The organism is Novosphingobium meiothermophilum, assembly GCF_003171715.1.
Taxonomy (GTDB): Bacteria; Pseudomonadota; Alphaproteobacteria; order Sphingomonadales; family Sphingomonadaceae; genus Novosphingobium; species Novosphingobium meiothermophilum.
The window spans coordinates 359217-375972 of the sequence record NZ_QGHL01000008.1 but is presented as its reverse complement, the minus strand read 5'-3'; the positions used below and the strand labels follow the sequence as shown (position 1 = coordinate 375972).

Annotated in this window: 14 protein-coding genes; 3 read left to right on the top strand and 11 right to left on the bottom strand. The window is 65.6% G+C overall.

Annotated elements, in window-relative coordinates; all coding sequences use genetic code 11:
* Nucleotides 1-10 precede the first annotated feature (10 nt).
* The 3 genes from DKM43_RS10335 (at nt 11) to DKM43_RS10325 (ending at nt 4099) form a co-directional block, all read left to right on the top strand.
* The gene (locus DKM43_RS10335) at nt 11-1150 is read left to right on the top strand and encodes a phosphoserine transaminase (protein WP_109798393.1); all 1140 of its coding nucleotides are present in this window, start codon (nt 11-13) and stop codon (nt 1148-1150) included.
* Nucleotides 1151-1274: 124 nt separating this feature from the next.
* The gene (gene serA, locus DKM43_RS10330) at nt 1275-2861 is read left to right on the top strand and encodes a phosphoglycerate dehydrogenase (RefSeq protein WP_109798392.1); all 1587 of its coding nucleotides are present in this window, start codon (nt 1275-1277) and stop codon (nt 2859-2861) included.
* A 104-nt stretch (nt 2862-2965) separates the two neighbouring features.
* Nucleotides 2966-4099 (top strand): ATP phosphoribosyltransferase regulatory subunit, encoded by a 1134-nt coding sequence (locus DKM43_RS10325; protein ID WP_109798391.1) that lies wholly within the window; start codon nt 2966-2968, stop codon nt 4097-4099.
* Here the strand turns inward: DKM43_RS10325 and DKM43_RS10320 are convergent.
* The 11 genes from DKM43_RS10320 to DKM43_RS10270 form a co-directional block, all read right to left on the bottom strand.
* Complete coding sequence (locus tag DKM43_RS10320) at nt 4096-5037, bottom strand: alpha/beta hydrolase (protein WP_109798390.1); 942 nt, start codon at nt 5035-5037, stop codon at nt 4096-4098. The genes DKM43_RS10325 and DKM43_RS10320 overlap by 4 nt on opposite strands.
* 89 nt (nt 5038-5126) lie before the next feature.
* A complete protein-coding gene (locus DKM43_RS10315; protein WP_109798389.1) occupies nt 5127-7307 on the bottom strand; it encodes a TonB-dependent receptor in 2181 nt (726 codons plus the stop codon).
* A 152-nt stretch (nt 7308-7459) separates the two neighbouring features.
* Nucleotides 7460-8278 (bottom strand): class I mannose-6-phosphate isomerase, encoded by an 819-nt coding sequence (locus tag DKM43_RS10310; RefSeq protein ID WP_109798388.1) that lies wholly within the window; start codon nt 8276-8278, stop codon nt 7460-7462.
* Nucleotides 8275-9330: a mannose-1-phosphate guanylyltransferase gene (locus DKM43_RS10305; RefSeq protein WP_109798387.1), complete on the bottom strand. Its 1056-nt coding sequence runs from the start codon at nt 9328-9330 to the stop codon at nt 8275-8277. Before DKM43_RS10305 ends, DKM43_RS10310 begins: the two co-directional genes overlap by 4 nt.
* 146 nt (nt 9331-9476) lie before the next feature.
* On the bottom strand, nt 9477-10220 hold the full coding sequence (locus tag DKM43_RS10300) for a TonB family protein (protein WP_109798386.1): 744 nt from the start codon (nt 10218-10220) through the stop codon (nt 9477-9479).
* A 49-nt stretch (nt 10221-10269) separates the two neighbouring features.
* On the bottom strand, nt 10270-11085 hold the full coding sequence (fdhD, locus tag DKM43_RS10295; RefSeq protein WP_109798385.1) for a formate dehydrogenase accessory sulfurtransferase FdhD: 816 nt from the start codon (nt 11083-11085) through the stop codon (nt 10270-10272).
* Nucleotides 11075-11305, bottom strand: a complete 231-nt coding sequence (locus DKM43_RS10290) for a formate dehydrogenase subunit delta (RefSeq protein WP_161554072.1) — start codon at nt 11303-11305, stop codon at nt 11075-11077. Before DKM43_RS10290 ends, fdhD begins: the two co-directional genes overlap by 11 nt.
* Nucleotides 11302-14184, bottom strand: a complete 2883-nt coding sequence (gene fdhF, locus DKM43_RS10285) for a formate dehydrogenase subunit alpha (RefSeq protein ID WP_109798383.1) — start codon at nt 14182-14184, stop codon at nt 11302-11304. The genes DKM43_RS10290 and fdhF overlap by 4 nt, the downstream gene beginning before the upstream one ends.
* Nucleotides 14174-14716: a molybdenum cofactor guanylyltransferase gene (gene mobA / locus DKM43_RS10280; RefSeq protein ID WP_109798382.1), complete on the bottom strand. Its 543-nt coding sequence runs from the start codon at nt 14714-14716 to the stop codon at nt 14174-14176. The genes fdhF and mobA overlap by 11 nt, the downstream gene beginning before the upstream one ends.
* A complete protein-coding gene (locus DKM43_RS10275) occupies nt 14716-16254 on the bottom strand; it encodes an NADH-ubiquinone oxidoreductase-F iron-sulfur binding region domain-containing protein (RefSeq protein ID WP_109798381.1) in 1539 nt (512 codons plus the stop codon). The genes mobA and DKM43_RS10275 overlap by 1 nt, the downstream gene beginning before the upstream one ends.
* On the bottom strand, nt 16251-16679 hold the full coding sequence (locus DKM43_RS10270) for an NAD(P)H-dependent oxidoreductase subunit E (RefSeq protein WP_109798380.1): 429 nt from the start codon (nt 16677-16679) through the stop codon (nt 16251-16253). The genes DKM43_RS10275 and DKM43_RS10270 overlap by 4 nt, the downstream gene beginning before the upstream one ends.
* Nucleotides 16680-16756: the final 77 nt, after the last annotated feature.

Below are 16756 nucleotides of genomic sequence, written 5' to 3'. Positions count from 1 at the left end.
GAGAGACTACATGACTGTTGCTGTTCCGGCTCGCAAGCCTGCGCGCCCCTTCTTCTCGTCCGGCCCCTGCGCCAAGCCGCCCGGATATGCCCCCGAAAAGCTCGCCACCGAATCGCTGGGCCGCTCGCACCGCGCCAAGATCGGCAAGACGCGCCTGCAATACTGCATCGACCTGATGCGCGAGGTGCTCCAGCTTCCCGATACGCATCGCATCGGCATCGTTCCGGGGTCGGATACCGGCGCTTTCGAGATGGCAATGTGGACGATGCTGGGCGCACGCCCCGTGACCACGCTGGCCTGGGAATCGTTCGGTGAAGGTTGGGTCACCGATGCGGCCAAGCAATTGAAGCTCGATCCCACGATCCTGCGCGCCGATTACGGCCAGATCCCCGATCTCAGCGCAATCGACTGGAGCCACGACGTCCTGTTCACCTGGAACGGCACCACTTCGGGCGTGCGCGTTCCCAACGCCGATTTCATCCCGGCCGACCGCGAGGGCCTCTCGTTTGCCGATGCCACCTCGGCCGTCTTTGCCTATGACATCGACTGGGCGAAGATCGACGTCGCCACCTTCTCGTGGCAGAAGGTGCTGGGCGGCGAAGGCGGCCATGGCGTGCTGATCCTCGGTCCCCGCGCGGTCGAACGGCTTGAAACCTATACCCCTGCATGGCCGCTTCCCAAGGTGTTTCGCCTCGTGTCCAAGGGCAAGCTGGCCGAAGGCATTTTCAAGGGCGAGACGATCAACACCCCGTCGATGCTTGCAGTCGAAGACGCGATCTTCGCGCTTGAATGGGCAAAGGGTCTGGGCGGTCTCAAGGGCCTTCAGGCGCGCAGTAATGCCAATGCCGAAGCGCTGAACAGGATCGTCGAAGAGCGCCCGTGGCTCTCGCACCTGTGCGCCGACGAAGCGACGCGCTCGAAGACCTCGGTCTGCCTCTCGGTCGAAGGCGCGGATGCTGACTTCATCAAGAAGTTCGCCGGCCTTCTGGAAAAGCAGGGCGCAGCCTACGACATCGCCGGATACCGCGATGCGCCGGCTGGCCTGCGCATCTGGTGCGGGGCGACCGTGAATGCCGAAGACATCGAGGCGCTCGGCCCATGGCTCGACTGGGCATACGAAGCGACCAAGGCGGAACTCGCCGCAGCCTGATCCTTCTCGCACGCCTGGCGTCGCCATGGTTCTCCGGTGGCGCCAGCCCCTTACGCTTTGCATTCGTCACCCTGACTCTCAGTCAGCGGAACGATGTCAATTTTCTGATGGATTGGATCGAAACATGACCAAGCCCAAGGTTCTCATTTCCGACAAGATGGACCCCAACGCCGCCCGCATCTTCGCCGAGATGGGCTGCGACGTTGACGTGATCACCGGCGAAACCCCCGAACAGCTTATCGCGCGCATTGGCGAGTATGACGGCCTTGCCATCCGTTCCTCGACCAAGGTGACGAAGGCGATCCTCGATGCCGCAACCAACCTCAAGGTCATTGGCCGCGCTGGCATTGGCGTGGACAACGTCGACATCCCCTATGCCTCGTCGAAGGGCGTGGTGGTGATGAACACCCCGTTCGGCAATTCGATCACCACTGCCGAACACGCCATCGCCATGATGTTCGCGCTGGCCCGCCAGATTCCCGAAGCCAACGCCCAGACACAGGCGGGACTGTGGCCCAAGAACGGCTTCATGGGCGTTGAAGTGACGGGCAAGACGCTCGGCCTCATCGGCGCGGGCAATATCGGTTCGATCGTGGCCAGCCGCGCGCTGGGCCTCAAAATGAAGGTCATCGCCTTCGACCCGTTCCTGACGCCCGAACGCGCGGTGGAAATGGGCGTGGAAAAGGCCGATCTCGACACCCTGCTGGCACGCGCGGACTTCATCACTCTCCACACGCCGCTGACCGACCAGACTCGCAACATACTCAGCCGCGAGAACATCGCCAAGTGCAAGAAGGGCGTGCGCATCATCAACTGCGCGCGCGGCGGGCTGATCGATGAAGCCGCGCTCAAGGATGCGCTTGATTCCGGCCACGTGGCAGGCGCCGCGCTCGACGTGTTCGAAACCGAACCGGCCAAGGAATCCCCGCTGTTCGGCACGCCCAACTTCATCTGCACCCCGCATCTGGGCGCCAGCACAACCGAAGCGCAGGTCAACGTCGCGCTTCAAGTGGCCGAACAGATGGCCGATTATCTGGTGAGCGGCGGCGTGACCAACGCGCTCAACATGCCCTCGCTTTCGGCCGAGGAAGCGCCCAAGCTCAAGCCCTACATGGCCCTTGCCGAAAAGCTGGGCACGCTGGTGGGCCAGCTTGCGCACGACAACCTGACCAAGATCGCCATCGAGGTTGAAGGCGCGGCCGCGCAGCTCAACCAGAAGCCGATCACCGCCGCCGTGCTGGCTGGGCTGATGAAGCAGTATTCGCAGAGCGTGAACATGGTCAACGCGCCGTTCCTCGCCAAGGAGCGCGGGCTTGACGTGCGCGAAGTGCGCCATGACCGCGAAGGCGAATATCGCACGCTGGTGCGCGTCACCGTCAGCACCAGCCAGGGTGAGCGTTCGGTTGCCGGCACGCTGTTCGGCAATGGCCAGCCGCGGCTTGTCGAAATCTTCGGCATCGGGATCGAGGCCGATCTCGATGGCGACATGCTTTATATCGTCAACTCCGACGCGCCCGGCTTCATCGGCCGGATCGGCACCTTGCTTGGCGAAAACAGCATCAACATCGGCACCTTCCACCTTGGCCGCCGCGAAGCGGGCGGCGAGGCGGTGCTGCTGCTCTCGCTCGACAGCCCGGTGAGCGAGGAAGTGCTGGGCAAGGCCCGCGAGATTCAGGGCGTGCGCGTGGTCAAGGCGCTGAAGTTCGTCTGACCGGCAAACCCTGCGCGCAATCGGGGGCGGGTGCAGCAATGCGCCCGCCCCTCTTTGCTGGTGCCCTTTGCTTTTGGCCGCCCCAACCGCTAAGCGCGCTGGCCATGACCGACGTCGATTCCAGCCTTCTGCCCGAAGGGCTTGAGGACCGCCTGCCCGCAGAGGCCGCGACCACCACGCGCGTGATGCGCAGCATTCAGGACGTGATGCACGGCCACGGCTATGACCGCGTGCTGCCGCCGATGATCGAGTTCGAAAAGAGCCTCGCCGCGCGCATGGCGGGCATCCAGAGCCGCCGCATGTTCCGCTTTACCGATCCGTCTTCTCTACGGATGATGGGCCTGCGTTCGGACCATACCCCGCAGATTGGTCGCATCGCGCAGACCCGCCTTGCCGAAGCCCCGCGCCCCTTGCGGCTGATGTATGCCGGACAGGTGCTGACCATCAAGAGCGACGGGCTGAACCCCGCGCGCGAAAAGCTGCAATGCGGCGCGGAACTGATCGGCGCCGACAATCTGGCCGCGGCAACCGAGATCGTCTCGATCGCGGTGGAAGCCCTGCAAGCTGCGGGCGCGCGCGGCGTGAGCGTGGATTTCACCCTGCCCGATCTGGTCGATACACTCGCCGAAAAGGCGTTTCCGCTGGCTCCCGGCCAGATCGAGGCGGTGCGCCGCGAACTGGACACCAAGGATGCGGGCGGCCTGCGCGATGTGGGCGGAGCAGCCTATGTGCCCCTGCTCTACGCCACGGGCGAGTTTGACACCGCCATCGAGAAACTGGCCGCCATCGATGCCGCTATCGCCCCCGATGGCGGAGCCTTGGCCAGCCGCATTTCAGCCCTGCGCGAAATCGCGGCCAGTCTCAACGGCACCGCGCGCCTCACGCTCGATCCCAGCGAACGGCACGGTTTCGAATACCAGACATGGTTCGGCTTCACGCTCTACGCCGATGGTGTGCGCGGCCCGGTGGGGCGCGGCGGCACCTATCGCATCGCAGGCGGCGCGCACCACGAGGTGGCAACCGGCTTCTCGCTCTATCCTGACGGGCTGATCAACCTGCTGGTTGCCAGCGAGGCTGCGCAGGATTGCGTTTTCCTCCCGCTCGGCCATGACCGCGATCAGGCGGCCCGTCTGCGCTCGATCGGCTGGCGCACCCGCGCCGCGCTGAACGAAGCCGACAGCGCCAGCGCGCTGGGCTGCACGCATGTTCTGCGGGAAGGCGGGCCGGAGAAGCTCTAACCGGCAAACACGGCCTTCAGCCACCTGTCCATGACGGGGGTGGCGGCATAGTCCGGCTCGCCCAGTCGGCGGTTGATTTCGGCATGGCCCTGAAGGCCCGTGCCCGCGAAGCTGGCCACTTCCACGCTTGATCCACCGCGTTTCAGCGCGTCCGCCAGTGCGTTTGCCTGCGCCACGCCATCCTCGCGCTGAACGTGCAGCAGCAGGAAACGCGGCACATTGGGCGCGGCGGCATGGAATGTGGGCGAAAGCGCCTTCTGGCGGGCGGGATCGGTGCCGAACGCCTGCCGGTAGGTCTGGAGCATGAATGGGCCTGCCTGCGCCATCTGTCCGGGCACGTCATAGGCGGCGCCATCATTGGGCATCACCCCATCGATATCCGCGAAGGAAAGACCGGCCTTGCGCAGATATTGCTCGTCGGTTCCCACCAGCGCCACCAGATGCGCGCCCGCGCTGTGGCCGGTGATGACCACGCGGCTGCGGTCGATGCCCAGCTTGTCGGCTCGCGCCAGCACGAAGGCCAGCGCCTGCGCCACATCAGCCGCCTGCTGCTCCACCGTGGCGGCAGGCACCAGCCGGTAGTTGATCGAGGCAAAGGCATAGCCCTGTTCCAGCATGTGCCCCGGCAAGGCATGGCCCATGGCGCTGTCCTTGCTCCCGCGCTTCCACCCGCCGCCGTGGACATAGAGCACAAGCGGCGCAGCCTTCGCGCCATCCGGCACCCACAGGTCCATGATCTGCAACGGATCGCTGCCATAGGACAGCATCTGCGCGCCGGGCGTGCGCTTCTGCCTGCCAGCAGCTTCGGCACGCTCTTCCATGCGCTTGGCGATGCGTTCGCGCAGACGGTCGCCGGGCCGGGCCTCGGCTGCCCCGGACACCACCCCTGCCGCCACGATCGCTGCGCCAAGAGGCACAGCCAGCCAAGCCTTTCGCATACCGTTCACCTCACTACACCTGATCGGGCCGCAGCCTGCGGCGGGTCAGGTTTACGCGGCGTGAACTGGCAGACCCGGCCGACTCCGTCTCAGAAGCTGAAGCGAGCGCTCAGGCGGATGTCGCGGCCGAACAGAGGGGCCACATCCTTGAGGAAGCTGGTATGGCGGCGCGCCTCGACATCGAAGATGTTGTTGGCCTGAAGCATCAGCGTGGTGCCGGACGCCGCGCCGAAGGGCTTCCACGAAACGCTGGCGTTCACCATCGTCCAGCCGGGCGTTTCGGTTTCGAAGGCCGCGATGCGGCGTTGGGGGGCGGCATGCTCCACCTCGATGCGTCCGCCCAGCGTGCTGGCATTGGCTTCCACCCCGCCGATCAGGCGAAGCGGCGGGATGCGCGGCACCGCGCCGCCCCCGCCCAGCAATTCGGCGCGGGTGTAGTCGGCAAGGCCGGTCAGCTCCACCTGAGTCTGGCCGATCTGCGCCAGCCGCACCGCCCCTTCGGCTTCAAAGCCATAGAAGCGGGCATCGGCCTGACCATATCGGAACACCGGAAGCCCGGCCTGTTCAGCGCCGGTGGGATCAAGGAAGATGTAGTTGTCGAAGCGATTGATGAAGCCCGTCAGTTCGATCCGCCAGCCATCGCCCCGCCCGCGCAGCACGGCTTCTGCGCCAAGCTGGCGTTCCTTGCGGAAATCGGGATTACCGATCTCGTAGGCGCGTGTTGCGGCATGTGCGCCATTGGCAAAGAGTTCTTCCGCACCCGGCGCGCGTTCGCTGCGCGCTCCGCTGAGGGCAAAGCGGAAGCCTTTGCCCAGATCGACCGACCCGCCAAGCGAGAAGGATACGGCATCGAACGTGCGCGAGCGCCCCAGCGGGGCCGACTGCACGTTGGAATGTTCATACCGGGCGCCGCCTTCAAGGCGCAGCCCCCCAAGATCAAGCTCCTGCAGCGTGAACAGGCCGAACTGCCTCGTCTCGTTAGCCGGGATGTAGGCTTCTTCACCCACGGCGCGGAAATTGCGGCTGAAGTATTGCACCCCGCTTGCCCCGCGCCAGCCACCGCTTTCGGCCTGCACCAGTTCAAGCCGCGCTTCCCAGCTCCGGTTGAAGAAGCTGGTGCCGATCGCACCGGTATCCTCGATCTCGTCGTGGCGGTAGTCCGCCCAGCCGCCGCGCAGCTTCAGCTCCTTGAAGGCCCCGCCCAGAGGCACGCTGCCGCGCACGTCGACGCGGGTCTGGCGCATGTTGAGCGTGATGTCCTCGTGGCCGTGTCCATCTTCTTCATGCCCGTGGTCGTGGTCATGGTCATCATGGTCCGCGTCGTGATCATCGTGGTGGGCGATGTCGAGGCCGTTCGGGATGCCATAGCGGTTGCGCAGATGGCTGACGGCGAGGCCGAAACTGGCACCGCTCTGGCCCACCCATGCCAGCCCGCCGGCAATGTCCCACGTGCGCGCCGCCGTGTTCGGCACACGCCCGCGCGCCTGCGCCTCTTCAGCCACGGCGCCGCCTTCCCCGGCGGCTTCCTCGCGCAGCGGCTGGCTGAACACGAAGCCGCCCGTCCGGTAATTGCCGGATTCGAAGAAGCTGCCATCCAGATGCGCCACGAACCCGCCCCCCAGCGGCGCGTTCAGCGATGCGCCGATGTTGCGCTCTTCTGCAGCCGATGCCAGCCCTGCCACTGCATCGACATGAACCGCCGTATCGGGCACCTCGCGCGGGATGCGCAGATCGCGCATGTTGACCACGCCGCCGATCGCGCCCGAACCATAGAGCAGTGCTGCCGGGCCGCGCAGGATCTCGATCCGGTCAGCCAGCAGCGGGTTGATTGCCACGGCATGATCGACCGACGTGTTGGACACATCGAAGCTGCCGATCCCGTCGGTCAGAACGCGCACGCGCTCGGCATCAAGGCCGCGCAGGATCGGACGCGAGGCATTGGGGCCAAAGAAGGTGGAAGACACGCCAGGCTGGCGCGCAAGGGTTTCACCGATGGTGGAGCGCTGCTGCAACTGAAGGTCTGCGCCCTGCAGAACGGTAACGGCCGTTGCCACCAGTTCCCGGTCGCGTTCAAAGGGGGCCGAGACCACGATTTCGGACGAAGGCTGATTGTGCCCGCCGCCATTGTCCTGCGGCGCGGCGGCACTGCCTTCGGGTGCAGGCAGATCTGCGGCGGCATCGACCGGAGCGGCATGGGCTGAAACGGCAAGGAGGGGCGAGGCACTGGTGCTGACGATCGCCGTTGCAGCCAGGAGCGCGTTCAAACGCATGTTCGTGTCCTTTTGCGGATTGACCCGGCCCGGTCACACAGGTGCCGGGCTTTCCCTGCCCCCTACAGCGTCGCCACGGATGTTACAAGATAACATTACACCAGCCGATCACTTTGCCGGATCTGGCGTCAATGCTGCCCGGAAACCGGGGTTCAGGCGCTCTGTGCCCCCCGGACGAGCAGGCACGAAGCCCCCTCGTCCAGCGAGAACGGGCCACCTGCCGCCAGAAATCCCGCAGATCCCGGCTCCAGCGGTTCATCGCCCGCCATCACGCGGCCGGAAAGCGGCAGGATGATGCAGGGTGCATCGCAGCCCAGCGATCCTTCCATGGCAAACGGGCCGCCAAGCAGGTGGACCGCAAAGTGCCTGCTGCAGATCAGTTCCTGCGCCTTCCCGGCATGGGGCGCGAAATGGCGGCGCATGGCAGGATCATGGGGCAGCCCCTTCGCAACGGCCAGACCTTCATCGAGATGCAGGGGCCGGTCCCGGCCGTAATCGTAGAGCCGGTAGGTGATGTCGCTGTTCTGCTGAACCTCGATCAGGCTGACACCGGCTCCGATCGCATGGACCGTTCCCGCCGGGATGAAGAAGAAATCGCCCTGCTTCACCGGATGCCATGCGAGGAGATGCTCGATGCTGCCGTCCAGCGCCGCCTGCCGGATCGTTGCATCATCGACCGGCCTGACGAAGCCGATGCCAAGCATGGCTCCCGGCCGTGCATCCGTGACGAGCCAGCATTCGTCCTTGCCGCCGCCCGCCTGACCCATGGCAGCCGCTTGCGCATCATCGGGGTGAACCTGCACCGACAGGCTCTCGCTGGTGAAGATATGCTTGACGAGGATCGAGGCGAGGGCAGCCGGGCTATCGAACCATACCTCGCCGATGCGGCCATCGGCAGGCGCGGGGAACGGTGCGGGCAGGCGCTCAACCCCCCACGGTTTTTCCACCATCCGCCGCGCCAGACGGATCACTGGTTCACCGCTCCGGACAGCTTGCCCACGGACTGTGCGCCCTCTGGCGTGCAGACCAGCACTTCATCGCCGTCCACCACGACGATGAGATCATGCGCGCCCACGACCGAAACGCGCGGCCCATCGCTCATGACCATCACATTGCGGCAATCGCGCAGTTCCGCCCGCCCGGCAATGACATTGCCATCGCCGTCGCGGTCAAGCGCCTCGTGCAGCGCCTGCCAGTTGCCAATGTCGGACCATGCCATGTCGGCAAGCACCATCGCGGCACGGCCGGTGTTTTCCATCACGGCATAGTCGACCGATTCGCCCGGCACGGCGGCAAAGGCCGCGGCATCGGGATAGAAGCACTGGCCCTCGGCATGTCCGGCCGAAACGGCCGCGCGCACCGCGGCGGCAATCTGCGGGCGATGCTTTTCCAGTTCATCAAGGAAGGCGCCCGCACGAAATGCGAAAATGCCCCCATTCCAGGCATATCCGCCGCTTGCCAGAAAGCCCTTCGCGCGCTCCAGATCGGGTTTTTCGACAAAGCGATCCACTTTGCGGCCAGCCGTGCCGGGAATAGCGTCGCCTTGCCTGAGATAGCCGTAGCCGGTTTCCGGCGCGGTTGGCGCAATTCCCAGCGAGACGAGCCAGTCATCCCCCGCCAGCCGCGCGGCTTCCCTTGCCGCCGCGCGAAAGGCCGCCACATTGCCGATATGATGATCGCTGGGGCAGACCAGCATGATCGCATCGGCTGGCAAGCGCAGTGCGGCAAGGGCAATCGCTGCGGCAGTATTGCGGCCTTCAGGCTCGACAATGATCTGCGTGCGCCCGGCGTCCGGAAGCTGTTCGACCACGAAACCGAGATGCGCCGCGCCCGTCACCACCATGGGATCGGCGAAGCCTTCCTCGGCAGGGCAGCGCAGCACGGTTGCGGAAAACAGCGTGGTTTCTCCAACCAGCGGAAGAAACGGCTTGGGCTTGTGCCTGCGCGAACGCGGCCACAGCCGGGTTCCCCCTCCGCCGCACAGAATGACGGGCACTATCACGACAGGCGCTATCTCGTTCATCGTATGCCTTGTGGCATGGTTGCAACCGTGACCTTATCCCGACCCCTGGCATCGCTCCCGGCAGTTCTGCTCCCTAGAGAGAAATCCCGCCAATTGCCAACAAATCGAATAGACATTTATCCGCAGATCAGCGCGCGATTGCCCCATCATGGCGCAAACCACCGCTGTTCCCAGCCATATTCGGACACCACGGGATTGCCTTCGCTGTCGGTCGCGGGGCGGAACCTGAAGCGTTCCTGCGCCAGGCGGCAGGTAACGGCATCGGCATCGGGAACACCGCTCGGCCGCCAGACGCGGCACTTGCTCACGCGGCCATCGGTGCCCACAGTCAGGACGATGACAACGCGTTTGCCGATGCGGTCGTCGCGGCTGGCGGCCGGATAATCCCGTGCCGACTTGATATCGCCGGCAATCTTTTCGGCCTTTCTCGCCAGACCGCCGCCAGTGCCGCTGCCGCTTGCTCCGCTGCCCGTGCCGGAACCTTGCCCGCCCGCGCCGGTGCCCTCTCCCTGTGCCGCTGCGCCAGAGCGCACGTCCTCGCCCTTGGCGGCAACCGGCGGGGCGGGGCTGGGCGGGGCAGGCACGCGGGCCTTGGCCACAACCGGACGCGCCACCGCCTTCTTTCCTTCCTCGCCCGATGCCCCCGCAGGATCGGGAGCCGTAGGGCTGGGGGAGGGACTGGGCCGTTCAAGCGGCACGTCGAAAGTCTGCACGGTAAATCGCCGCTCTCCTGCAGGGTCGCCAATCGGCACGCCGCCGAATCCGTGGATCACCGCCCACAGGACGCCGAGATGCAGCGCGATGGCAAGGACGATCGCGGCAAGGCGCTGCCCCCTGCCGTCTGCACGCTCGGCATAGCGTTGTGACGAAGAAGGCGGCGCAGCGCTCATCCGCGCAGCATAGGCTGCCTTGATGCCGGGGTGTAGAGCGTAATGCTGCTCAGCCTTCGAGGAAGCTGTCGTGACGCGCAAGGCTGACAAGCCGCAGTCCGTGCGCTGCGGCCTGTTCCACCGCCAGCGTCGATGCAGCAGAAACCGTAGCCAGCAGGGGCACGCCTGCAATGATGGCCTTCTGCACCAGTTCGAAGCTGCACCGGGCGGTCAGCACCACGAAATGCTGCGCCATGTCCAGCCCTTCGCGCGCCGCACCGCCGATCAGCTTGTCGAAGGCGTTATGCCGCCCCACGTCCTCGCGCAGGAGGTGGATCGCACCATCGGGTGTGCACAGCGCGGCCGCATGGGCTGCGCGCGTGGCCCGGCCCAGCACCTGATGATCGCCCAGCGCCCGTGTGGCGCGGAAGATGGCAGCCTGCTCCACCGCTATGCCGGCCGAAATCTTCGGCAAGGGGCGCATGACCTGTTCAAGACTTTCGATCCCGCACAACCCGCAGCTTCCTTCGGCAAGGCGCAGCCGGGCGCGCTCCAGCAGCGGCCCGGCGTCATCCTGCGCAAGCTGCACGCGCAGCATCCACCCGCCCGCATCCACCGGCGCAGCGTGAACCGAAACCAGTGCATCGGGCGAAGCGATCAGCCGTTCGGACAGGCAGAAGCCCAGCGCATAGTCATCAAGGTCGGCAGGCGTTGCCATCATCACCGCATAGCCGATGCCGTTGATCTCGATGGCAACCGGGGCTTCCTCGATCAGGAGCCGTTCGATCTGCGCATTCGGACGGCCATCGGCGAAGTGTTCGGCAAAGGTGTGCGAGCGCGCACCTTCGACCAGCGCACCCTCAACGTGCTCACCCTCAAGCGCCATGGGCCGCCCGCGCCGCCTTCACGCGGGCCATGGCATCGGCGGCCAATGGCAGCAACGATGACGCGGCATCGTCATCGGTCAGCAGGGTATCGATCATGCGCGAGGTCCAGAAAGCGATAACATGATCGGCCATGGCCCTGGCAGGTTCCGGCTCAAGCGCCAGATTGCGCGCAATCTGGTTGGCCATCATGGCCAGCTTGGCCGCGGTATGCCCGCTCATTCGGCAGGCTCCATTGCTGATCCGGCAATGCGGCGCGAGCGCGCGGAAAGGGCCTGATAGTCCTCCTGCCATTCGCTGGGACCATTGCTGGGCGTGACCTGCACTGCCGTAACCTTGTATTCGGGGCAGTTCGTGGCCCAGTCGGAATAGTCGGTGGTGACGACATTGGCCTGCGTGGCGGGATGGTGGAAGGTAGTATAGACCACGCCGGGTGCCACGCGGTCTGTCACCAGCGCGCGCAGGGTGGTCTCGCCCGAACGGCTGGCCAGCTTCACCCAGTCGCCGCTCTTGACGCCGCGGTTCTCGGCATCGGTCGGGTGGATTTCCAGCAGGTCCTCGGCATGCCACACGGTATTGGCGGTGCGCCGGGTCTGTGCGCCCACATTGTATTGCGACAGGATGCGCCCCGTTGTCAGCAGCAGGGGGAAGCGCGGCCCGGTGCGCTCGTCGGTCGGCACATAGTCCGTGACGACGAACTTGCCCTTGCCGCGCACGAAGCCATCGACGTGCATGATTGGCGATCCATCGGGCGCCGCCGCATTGACCGGCCACTGGAGCGAGCCTTCCTCGTCGAGCCGCCGGTAGTTCACCCCCGCAAAGGTCGGGGTCAGCCGCGCGATCTCGTCCATGATCTGGGACGGATGGGTATAGTTCCAGTCCAGCCCGATGGCGCGGGCCAGTTCCTGCGTGACCTGCCAGTCCTCGTAACCGTTCAGCGGTTCCATCACCTTGCGCACCGGCTGGATGCGGCGCTCGGCATTGGTGAAGGTGCCGTTCTTTTCAAGGAAGGTGGAGCCGGGCAGGAACACGTGCGCGTAATTGGCGGTCTCGTTCAGGAACAGGTCGTGGACGATCACGCATTCCATCGCAGCAAGACCGGCCGCCACGTGCTTCGTATCGGGATCGGACTGGAGTATGTCCTCGCCCTGGATGTAGATCGCCTTGAACTGCCCATCGGTCGCCGCATCCAGCATGTTGGGAATGCGCAGGCCCGGTTCGGGATCGATGGCGACACCCCATTCTGCCTCGAACAGGGCGCGCGTGGCGGCATCCGACACGTGCCGGTATCCCGAAAGCTCGTGCGGGAAAGATCCCATGTCGCAGGCGCCCTGCACGTTGTTCTGCCCGCGCAATGGGTTCACCCCCACCCCTCGCCGCCCGATGTTGCCGGTGGCCATGGCAAGGTTGGCAATGGCCATGACCGTGGACGAGCCCTGACTGTGCTCGGTCACGCCAAGGCCGTAATAGATCGCGGCGTTGCCGCCGGTAGCATAGAGCCGGGCCGCGCCGCGAATTGCTTCCGGATCGACCCCGGTCACGGGCGCGAGGAACTCAGGACTGTTGCGCTCGGCCGAAACGAACTCTGCCCAGTGCCGGTATTCATCCCAGTCGCAGCGTTCGCGGATGAACGCCTCGTTGGCCAGCCCTTCGGTCACGATGACGTGCGCCATAGCGGTGAGGACGGCAACATTGGTGCCGGGGCGCAGCGGCAGGTGAAAGTCCGCCTCGATATGCGGCGAGCGCACGAGGTCTGTGCGGCGCGGATCGATCACGATGAGCTTTGCCCCCGCTTTGGAACCATTGGGCCGGAGACGGCGCTTCATCCGGCTGGCAAAGACCGGGTGCCCGTCGGTCGGGTTCGCGCCGATCACGAGGATGACGTCGCTGTCCTCGACGCTGTCGAAGTCCTGCGTTCCGGCCGAAGTGCCGAACGTGGTCTTCAGCCCGTAGCCGGTGGGCGAATGGCAGACCCGCGCACAGGTATCGACATTGTTCGTGCCGAAGCCCGCCCGGACCAGCTTCTGGACGAGGAACGTCTCCTCGTTGGTGCAGCGGCTGGAGGTGATCCCGCCCAGCGCATTGCGGCCATAGGTCTCGCGGATGCGGCCGATCTGCCCCGCAGCATAGGACAGCGCCTCTTCCCACGAGACTTCGCGCCAGGGCTGGTCGATCGACTCGCGGATCATGGGCGAGAGGATGCGGTCCTGATGCTGGGCATAGCCCCATGCGAAGCGGCCTTTCACGCAGGAATGCCCGCGATTGGCCTTGCCGTCCTTCCACGGCACCATGCGCACCACCTGCTCCCCGCGCATCTCGGCGCGGAAAGTGCAGCCAACGCCGCAATAGGCGCAGGTCGTCACCACCGTGCGTTCGGGCTTGCCGATCTCCTTGACCGCCTTTTCCTGCAAGGTTGCCGTGGGGCATGCCTGCACGCAGGCCCCGCACGAAACACATTCGGAAGAAAGGAAGCTGTCCGAAGCAAGGCCAGCCGAAACCTTTGATTCGAACCCGCGCCCCTCGATGGTCAGCGCCAGCGTGCCCTGCACTTCATCGCAGGCGCGCACGCAGCGCGAGCAGACGATGCACTTGGACGGATCGAAATCGAAGTAGGGGTTCGACAGGTCGGGCGCCGCGCCCAGATGGTTCTCGCCCGCATAGCCATAGCGCACATCGCGCAGGCCCACGGCGGCGGCCTGATCCTGCAACTCGCAATCGTTGTTTGCGCTGCATGTAAGGCAATCGAGCGGATGATCGGAGATGTAAAGCTCCATCACCCCCCGGCGCAGCTTCTGCAGCCGGGGCGTCTGGGTGTGAACCTTCATCCCTTCGGCAACGGGCGTGGTGCAACTTGCGGGCGTGCCGCGCATCCCGTCGATCTCGACAAGGCAAAGGCGGCATGAACCGAACTGCTTCAGGCTGTCGGTTGCGCACAGCTTCGGGATCGATCCGCCGGAAAGCGCGGCTGCACGCATGACGGTCGTGCCTTCGGGCACCGTCACTTCGCGCCCGTCGATGAAGCAGGTTACATGCCTTTCGCTGCGCACCTCAGGGGTGCCGAAATCTGGCTGCCTGCGATAGTCATGATGCTCATAACCCATGGGATCGCCTCTCCGCAGACTCAAGGTCTGCCGGTGTGTTGATATTAGCAGGTTCTTGCGAAAGCGGCACCGCCCGCGCCCCGATCCGCCCGGCAAAGGCGCGCAGCGAATGGCACGCGTCGCTTCGCAGCAGGGCTTCCAGTTCGGCAAGAGCCGAAACGGGCCACAGTCCGATCACAGGCTGGCTTTCGCAATAGGCCGGGGCAGGACGCAACTGGGCGGGAAGGTCCGCCGCCAGCCCCACGCTATCGACCGGACAGGTCAGCACTTCGCCATAGCCTGCCTCCTGCGCATGGCGCAGCGCCGCCGCGATCCCGCCCAGTGGCCCCATGCCGGGCCGGGGCCAGTCCGGCAGCGTTGGCACGGGCGCATCTTCGCGCCCGGCGACGACCACGGCATCACACATGATCCCAAGCCCTTCGACCGCCCGTTCCAGAAGGGTGCGTCCGCCCAGCCGCGCAAAGGCCTTGTCGCTGCCGAAACGGGTGGAACGGCCACCGGCAAGAACCGCGCCCAGAAGGGGCCTGTGCATCACTCCGCCGCTTCCCGTGCGCCATCCGCGCCGAAATCCTGCGGGAAGTTGCGCAAGGCAGAAAGCACCGGATAGGGCGTGAAGCCGCCCAGCGCGCAGAGCGAGCCGAACTTCATCGTCTCGCACAGGTCTTCCAGCAAGGCGATCTCTTCGGCCAGCGAACGCTCCGTCTTGCGGGCATTGTGCATCTGCGGCAGCACTTCGACCCGGTCCGGCGCGCGGCCAGAACGGGCGCGGATGCGGTCGATCAGCTCCACCCCGCGCGTGGAGCCGATGCGGCAGGGGGTGCACTTGCCGCAGCTTTCCGCCGCGCAGAACGCCATGGCAAAGCGGGCCTGCGCGCTCATGTCGGCAGTATCGTCGAACACGGTGATCCCGGCATGGCCGATCAGCCCGTCCGCTGCGGCAAACGCTTCGTAGTCGAACGGCAGGTGGAAATCGGCCGGCGTGTGATAGGCGCCCAGCGGCCCGCCCACCTGCACCGCCCGCACCGGACGGCCCGATGCCGTGCCCCCGCCGACATCGTTCACCAGTTCGCCCAGCGTGATCCCGAAGCCCACTTCGAACAGCCCGCCATGCTTCACATTGCCCGCAAGCTGGATCGGCATGGTGCCCTTCGAGCGGCCAAAACCGACATTGGCATAGGCATCGCCGCCATGGGCCAGAATCCACGGCACCGAGGCAAGGGTCAGCACGTTGTTGACGACGGTCGGCCTGCCGAACAACCCTTCGAGCGCGGGCAGCGGCGGCTTGGCCCGCACTTCGCCGCGCCTGCCTTCAAGGCTGTTGAGCAGCGAGGTCTCCTCGCCGCAGACATAGGCCCCCGCGCCCACGCGCACTTCAAGTTCGAACGGAGCCACCAGATGGGCGCTGGCCCGCACCGCCGCCGCCATCTTCGTGATGGCATGGGGGTATTCGCTGCGGATATAGACAAAGCCCTTCTGCGCCCCCACCGCATGAGCGGCAATCGCCATGCCCTCGATAAGGAGGAAGGGATCGCCTTCCATCACCATGCGGTCGGCAAAGGTGGCGCTGTCGCCCTCATCGGCATTGCAGACAATGTATTTGCGGCTTGCGGCTGCTCGCGCGACCGTGGTCCACTTGATCCCGGCCGGGAAGCCCGCACCGCCGCGCCCACGCAGGCCCGACTGCACGACCTCATCGATCGTTGCTTCCGGCCCGATCTCGCGCGCCCTGGCCAGTCCCTGCCAGCCGCCATGCGCGGCATAATCCTCAAGGCTGAGGGGGCGCGTTTTCCCGGCACGGGCAAAGATGAAGCGCTGCTGGCGGGCGATGAAGGGGTGATCCTCGATCCGCCCGACGGCCTTGGACGAAGTTCCGCCCAGCACCGCCGCCACGTCTTCCGGCTCCAGCGGGCCGAAACCCTCTCCGCCGATCTCGGCCAGTGGCTCCAGCCAGTGCATTCCCCACGATGACACGCGCTCAACCGTGCATCCCGCTGCGGCAAATGCCGCCGCAACCTCGTCTGCCCCGCAGGCCAGAGCCAGCGCATCTTCGCTGATCCGCACGAGCGTCATGCCGCCACCTCAGCCGCCAGTGCATCAACCAGCGCCGCCAGCTTAGCCGCATCAAGCCGCGCGTGAACCTTGGCTCCGGCAAGCGCATTCGGCCCGACCGAGCACAGGCCAAGGCAATAGACCGTCTCCACTTTCACACGGGGGTGTTCGGCAATGCCTTGCGCCAGTGCTTCAACCCCGCGCGCCTGGCAGGCTTCCGCCCGGCACAGCTTCAGCACCGCGCGACCATCAGGCTCGTCGCGGAAATCATGGTAGAAGCTGACGACACCGTGCACTTCGGCGCGGCTGAGGTTCAGCGCCGCGGCAATCATGCGAACCGCCTCCTCGCTCACATGCCCATATTCGGCCTGAACGTCATGCAGGATCGGCAACAGCGGCCCTTCCTGCCCGGCATGGGCCGCGATGATTTCCTTCAACCTCTCCATGGCATCAGATTACCCCTGCACCCTATTGTATGCAACACATACAATAGGGTGTTTCACTCCCGGCAGCACAGAAGACA